We start from the raw sequence: 5866 nt of genomic DNA, 5'->3' as shown, positions 1-5866 counted from the left end.
CGCACTGCCCAGTGACCGGGAGCGTCCTGATTTCATCAGGATGCTCACTCATTTTGAGCGTCTTGCCGGGATGGCCACGTTGCCCGCCAGAAGAGCGGTTGCTCTTCTGGCGCTCACTCTTGGGGACCCACGGTTTGTCCTGGCTGGGCGGTTGGCTAGAAGTTCGGCTTGTGGCGGCAAGGCGAGCTTCCAGGGTCAGCAATCGCAGTTCAAGCTCGTCAAGGCGAGCTTGAAGGATCAGGCAATTGGGGCAAAGAGCGTTCTTGATGCGCCTACTCTATCTGATTCCACTCCGCAAGTCCCCCTGCTGAGTAGTTACAAAAAAGGTACCGTGGTAGATCAACAACTCGTGCCGTTGCCAACACCAGAGAACTCCAGTCCCCACCCCTCTGACATCGACAAACTGCGCGACCGACACAACGGCGGGAAGGGCTTACGGCCCTGGACCGCCGATGATCTGATCCCAAATCCAGAGGATTTTTATCAGGAGCGACTGTACTGCGTGCGCTGGGTCAAGAGTACCGAGAAAGTCGTCAGAGGCAAAATTAAAATAGAGCGCAAGCGAGTCTACGAAGAAGTCACTAAGGCGGACCTAGCTCGCGAAGAGCAGGCAGAGCCTGCTAAAAGATCGCCTTGAGTCTTGGCGTGCGGCTGGGTTCCTCCCCTCCAAAGCGCTTCAAGAAGGTCCCCGCATCGCCCGCATTTTTGCAGCTCGCAACTGGCACTCCTGGCATCAGCTATTCACTCCCCGCCAGCTGTTAACCAACGGCTTGTTTGCTGAAGCGATCAGCCGCAGTCCTGCACCACGCGAGTTGCTGACCTTAGTTGGAAAAATGACCGACTACAACAGCAAAATCGTGCGCTGGTCACCTGCAACAAGTCAGCTAGTCAACACTTTCGACAGTCAAAGTCTCAGTCCGAAATTCAACTTCGGCGTTAAAGGGTTTCTGGGTCTCAAGGGAAATAATGTCCCTACATCTCTGCTGACTACCACTGGACTCGACGTCCAACTGCACGATGCACGTGATACCAACGCCATCTGCGACCTGTGGATCACGGATCCGCCATATGCCGATGCCATCGACTACGAGGAAATCTCTGAATTCTTCCTCTCTTGGTACGAGAAACGTATCCCCATGCTTTTCCCTGAATGGTATGCGGATGCCAAACGCATCCTGGCGGTTAAGGGCAAAGGGGTCTCTTTCAACGAAGCCATGATGCAGATATACACACAGCTGACGGCGCACATGCCCGACAACGGCCTGCAGGTTGTAATGTTCACACATCAGGATGCCGGCGTGTGGGCAGAGCTTGCCATGACCTTGTGGGCCTCGGGCCTCCAAGTCTCAGCTGCGTGGACCGTCGTAACTGAGACCACCGACGGCCTGAGCGGCGGAGCAAACAACGTCCAGGCCACCGTCCTGCTCGTTCTCCGCAAGCGCGGCGAGGTCGAAACCGTCTTCGACGACGACATCCTCAACCTGATGGAGGATGAGGTCGCCAAGCAGCTTAAAGACATGCAACTCCTTGAGGGCGCTGGCCTGGCCTGGAGCGACGCCGACCTCCAACTCGCCACCTACGCCGCCGCCCTGCGCGTGATCACCTCGCACAACATCCACGGTTTGGATCCCCACAAAGAACTGCTCAAGGTGCGTGCCCGGGGCGAAAAATCACCCGTTCACCTGCTGATCGAACAGGCGGCCCAGGCCGCCACCCGGAACCTACTCCCCCGGGGGCTGGACGCCGCCGTGTGGCGTGACTTGGAGTCCCATGAGCGCTTCTACCTCAAGGGCCTCGACACTGAGCAGAAGGGTGAGCACCGCAGCGGCGTCTTCCAAGAACTGGCGCGCAGCTACGCGGCTTCGGCATGGCGTGATCTGCTGGCCGATGACCGCGCCAACAACGTCCGGCTGATGACCGCCAGCGAGATGGGCGGGCGCAACGTCAACACCGGGCCGCTGGCCGGCACGCTGCTGCGACACCTGCTGCTCGCCATTCAGATCACCGCCCGCGAAGATGGGCCCGCCCAGGGCCTGGCGGGGCTGCGTGACGATGTGCCGAACTTTGCCATGCAGCACAGCCGGGCCATCACGCTGCTGGAGCACCTGGGCAGGCTGACGCTCCCACACTGGAAAGCCGACGCCGAGGCTGCCCAGGTGTTGCGCGGCGCGCTGATGAACGCCGGAGTCTAGGGTGGAGATCAACCGCTTCAGCGCCCGCCTGGGGCGCATCGATCAGTCCTTCCTGATCCCCCGGCTCACCGGGGCCGTGCAGTACGACCGAATCTCGGGCTACTTCACGTCCTCGGTGCTTCATCTGCTCCGCGAACCCTTTGACAGCGTGAAGCGCATCCGCATGATCTGCAACTCGGACCTCAACCCCGCCGACGTCGCCATAGCGCAGCTGGCCGACGAGGATCTGCGGCGCGCGTGGCACGGGGCACAGCCCGAGTTGCAGCTTGAACAGGCACCACCGGAAATGCGTGATCGGTTGCGGCTGCTACACAGCGCGCTCGTCAGCAAGAAAATCGAGATCCGGGTGCTCCCCGACAAGGTTTTTGGCTTTATGCACGGCAAGGCGGGGATCATCACCCACCCAGACGGCGTACAGACCGCTTTCATGGGCAGCGTGAACGACACCGCCAACGCCTGGAGCCGCAACTATGAGTTGCTGTGGGAGGATCCCTCGCCCGAGGGCGTCGCGTGGGTGCAAGCAGAATTCGATGCCCTCTGGAATCACAAGGACGCCCACCCACTGGCCCAGGCGGTCATCGATGATCTTGAGCGGCTCGCCGGGCGAACAGAAATCAGTCTGACCGAGTGGCGGGCGCTGATCGACAGCGGCATCGCGCGCGGCGATCAGGACCTGGATGAGCTCAACGCCCCGCTGATCGAAGCTCCGCTGTACACCAGTGAAACGGGGCTGTGGCCCCACCAGAAAGCCTTCGTCCACCAGGTGATGCTGGCGCACTCCGGACCCTTTGGCCACGCGCGCTTACTTCTGGCTGATCAGGTGGGCCTGGGCAAGACCCTGCAACTCGCCGTGAGCGCTCAACTGATCGCTTTGCAGGGGGACGCCCCGGTGCTGATCAGCGTCCCCAAGACCCTGCTGCGCCAGTGGCAAGCCGAAATGTGGGATCTGCTACGGGTGCCCAGCGCACGCTGGGACAGCCAGAAAGGCTGGATCGACGAGTTTGAGCAAAGTACCCGAGGCTTCGAGAACTGCCCGCGCCGCATCGCCCTCGTCTCCTCACAGTGGCTCGCCAGGCAGGCAGAAGCGGCCCACCCGGTCTTTGATCAGGAGTACGCGCTGGTGATCCTTGACGAGGCCCACCGGGCCCGTAAAAGCGGTCAGGGAAGGCGCCGAAAGCCCAACACGCTGTACAAGGCGATGGTGCGGTTGGCCGGTCACACCCGCAGCCTGCTGCTGGCGACCGCGACTCCCGTGCAACTCGATCTGATCGAGGCGTATGAACTACTCCAGATCCTTGCTGAGGGCGCACCAGAAGTCCTGGGCGGCCCCTACTCGCAGTGGAACACTGATCCACTTCAGGGCCTTGAACTCACGGTGGGTCGGCAAAAGCCACCCACCGACTTCACGGACATGTGGGCGTGGTACCGCTCACCCTTTCCACCCAGCCGTGGACCACACGGACAGTACGACGTGGACCTCCGGGTCATCCGGCAAAGCCTGGGCCTGCGCATGGAGGATTTCGAGGCCCCGGGGCAGCCGCGTGAGAAACTGGCCGCCTTCGAGATTCAGCAACTCGTCAAACGCTTCCCCACCTGGATCAGCGATGAAAACCCGTACATCACCCGCATCGTGATGCGCACCCGCGAAGCCCTCGAAAACCTGGGCCAGTTGCAGCGCATCACCGTGGATCTCCACGGGGACAAAGTGGATCAAGCCGTCCCGGTCATCCCAGAACTGCTCAGCGCTTATGCGCTGGCCGAGAAAGTCTGCGAAGAACTCGGCAAGGCGGGCGGCCTGACGGGCTTTGCCCGCACGGCGCTGCTGCGCCGCATCAGTTCCAGCCTGGAAGCGGGGTACATCTCGGTGACCCGCATGCTTGAGGGAGCGGCCCCAGTCGAAGACCCTGAAGAGGCCGATGACGACGAGGACGATGTCGAAGACCAGAACGCCCAGGTGGCCCACGGCAGTGACCTGGAGGAGAACCTGAAAGAGTTGCAGTGGGTGCTCGGGCGCAACCGCGAGGATGATCCCAAGATCAAACTTGCACTGGCCCTACTCAGAGGCGACCACGCAGCCACGGGGGGCCAGCCTGGATGGCTTGGCGACGGATGCATCCTGTTCACGCAGTACCTGGACACGGCCCGGCAAATGGCGCGCGCCCTGAGCGCAGAATACCCGGAGTTGCCCGTCGGGTTATACAGCAACGGCCAGAGCAGCGGCACCTATCTGGGCGGCGTGTTCAGCCCACTTGACCGACAGGTGCTCAAAGAACGGGTGCGGAGCGGCGAGCTCACGCTGCTGGTCGGCACCGACGCAGCCTCGGAGGGACTCAACCTGCAACGGCTTTCCAACCTGATCAACATCGACTTGCCCTGGAATCCTTCGCGGCTCGAGCAGCGCAAAGGCAGAATCCAGCGCATCGGACAGAAACACCCCACCGTGCGGATCTACAACATGCGTTACTTCGGCTCGATCGAAGACCGCGTCCACCAACGCCTTTCCGAGCGATTCGGCGACATAGCCGCACTCTTCGGGTTGATCCCCGAAGTAATCAAGGGAGACTGGGTGGACCTGGCCCAACAAGACGGTGAGCGCATCAAAGTGCTGCTGGATCACCTCAGCGAAAAGGAGGCGAGCGCTCTGCTACATCCCTTTGCACGGGCGCAGCAACAGACCCCAGATCTCAGCGGCTGGGACGCCTGTACCGCCGTGCTGCGAGAAGCCGACGCCCTGAACCACCTGCGCCAGGGGTGGTGAACTTACCCAAGTGTGGATATGGCGCAAAATATGCCTTCCTGTGAATCTGCTGAGGCACAACACACCGCAAAAACACGCGCTAGATGAGAAGCGCGCTCTGAGCACTCGCTTGGAAGCTGAAGCAACAAGCCACATGAACACCACCAACAGAATGCGCCTGACATTCTCATCCTTTTTTTACAGGCGCAGCTATACTTATCTCAGCTAGAGTACATGCTGACGGTAGGCTCTAGCCCCCCATCTTTCATTGATAGCTCGCGCACTATCACCCGGATGGGCCCGCATCGGGGCAAGTTTGAAGCCACGGCTCCAGACCCAAGTGTTCAGCATCGCCGATGATGTATTTTTTCTCGGCGACCCAGGAAGCCACCGGAGAAATCTGGTGGCTTTCTCGTTTTTTTGTTTTTAAGACCTATTCATTCTATTCTTAAAGCCCTCTTAAAGACCTTATCTAAAGAGGTATTTTGAAGACGGTCTGTTTTTGAGCGAGAATGAGCGCTCTCCACAAGAAGTTCCAAAGATCCCCGTCTATATTCCCTGAAACTAAAATATACACAGCTGACCTTACGCGCTACGATTTGAAGACTCCATGAAATCATCAGGATTTCTTGCTTCGCACTGCGGCGACGCAAACTGGGGAGGTGACTCGCCGGATGATGGAACTGTACAGCGATTTCTTGATCTCCTCGTTCGGTCAAACGAGTGCCACCATGCTCGCCCAGTTGCTGCTGGGGGAAGTCAGTCACGATCAGGTCACTCGTTTTTTGCGTCAGGAAGAGGCTTTTTCCCGTACGCTCTGGAAACTGGCAAAGCCGTTGGTCAGGCAGATCGAGCAGGAGGACGGAACGCTGAGTGTCGATGACTGTGTGATTCCCAAACCTCACAGTCAGGAAAACGGCGTGGTGGAGTGGCATTA

General features: G+C 59.8%; 3 protein-coding genes and 1 pseudogene. 3 read left to right on the top strand and 1 reads right to left on the bottom strand.

Annotation, left to right across the window (positions count from 1 at the left end; translation table 11 throughout):
• On the bottom strand, positions 1-241 hold a 241-nt coding region (locus tag Q319_RS28900; protein ID WP_245619443.1), incomplete at its 3' end, for a DUF6444 domain-containing protein.
• A gap of 592 nt (positions 242-833) precedes the next feature.
• Here Q319_RS28900 and Q319_RS25070 point away from each other — a divergent pair.
• The 3 genes and pseudogenes from Q319_RS25070 to Q319_RS0122150 all read left to right on the top strand — a co-directional run.
• Positions 834-2192 carry a hypothetical protein gene (locus tag Q319_RS25070; RefSeq protein WP_051655683.1) on the top strand — a complete coding sequence of 453 codons (1359 nt, stop codon included), beginning with the start codon at positions 834-836 and terminating at the stop codon, positions 2190-2192.
• 1 nt (position 2193) lies between these two features.
• Complete coding sequence (locus tag Q319_RS0122155) at positions 2194-4950, top strand: helicase-related protein (RefSeq protein ID WP_029484581.1); 2757 nt, start codon at positions 2194-2196, stop codon at positions 4948-4950.
• Positions 4951-5591: 641 nt separating this feature from the next.
• A pseudogene (locus tag Q319_RS0122150) lies at positions 5592-5866 on the top strand (IS701 family transposase); the annotation flags it as partial.

This window comes from Deinococcus marmoris DSM 12784, assembly GCF_000701405.1.
In the GTDB taxonomy this organism is placed as follows: Bacteria; Deinococcota; Deinococci; order Deinococcales; family Deinococcaceae; genus Deinococcus; species Deinococcus marmoris.
Note: the sequence above shows the minus strand (reverse complement) of the source record. Positions and strands in the feature narration are given on the sequence as shown.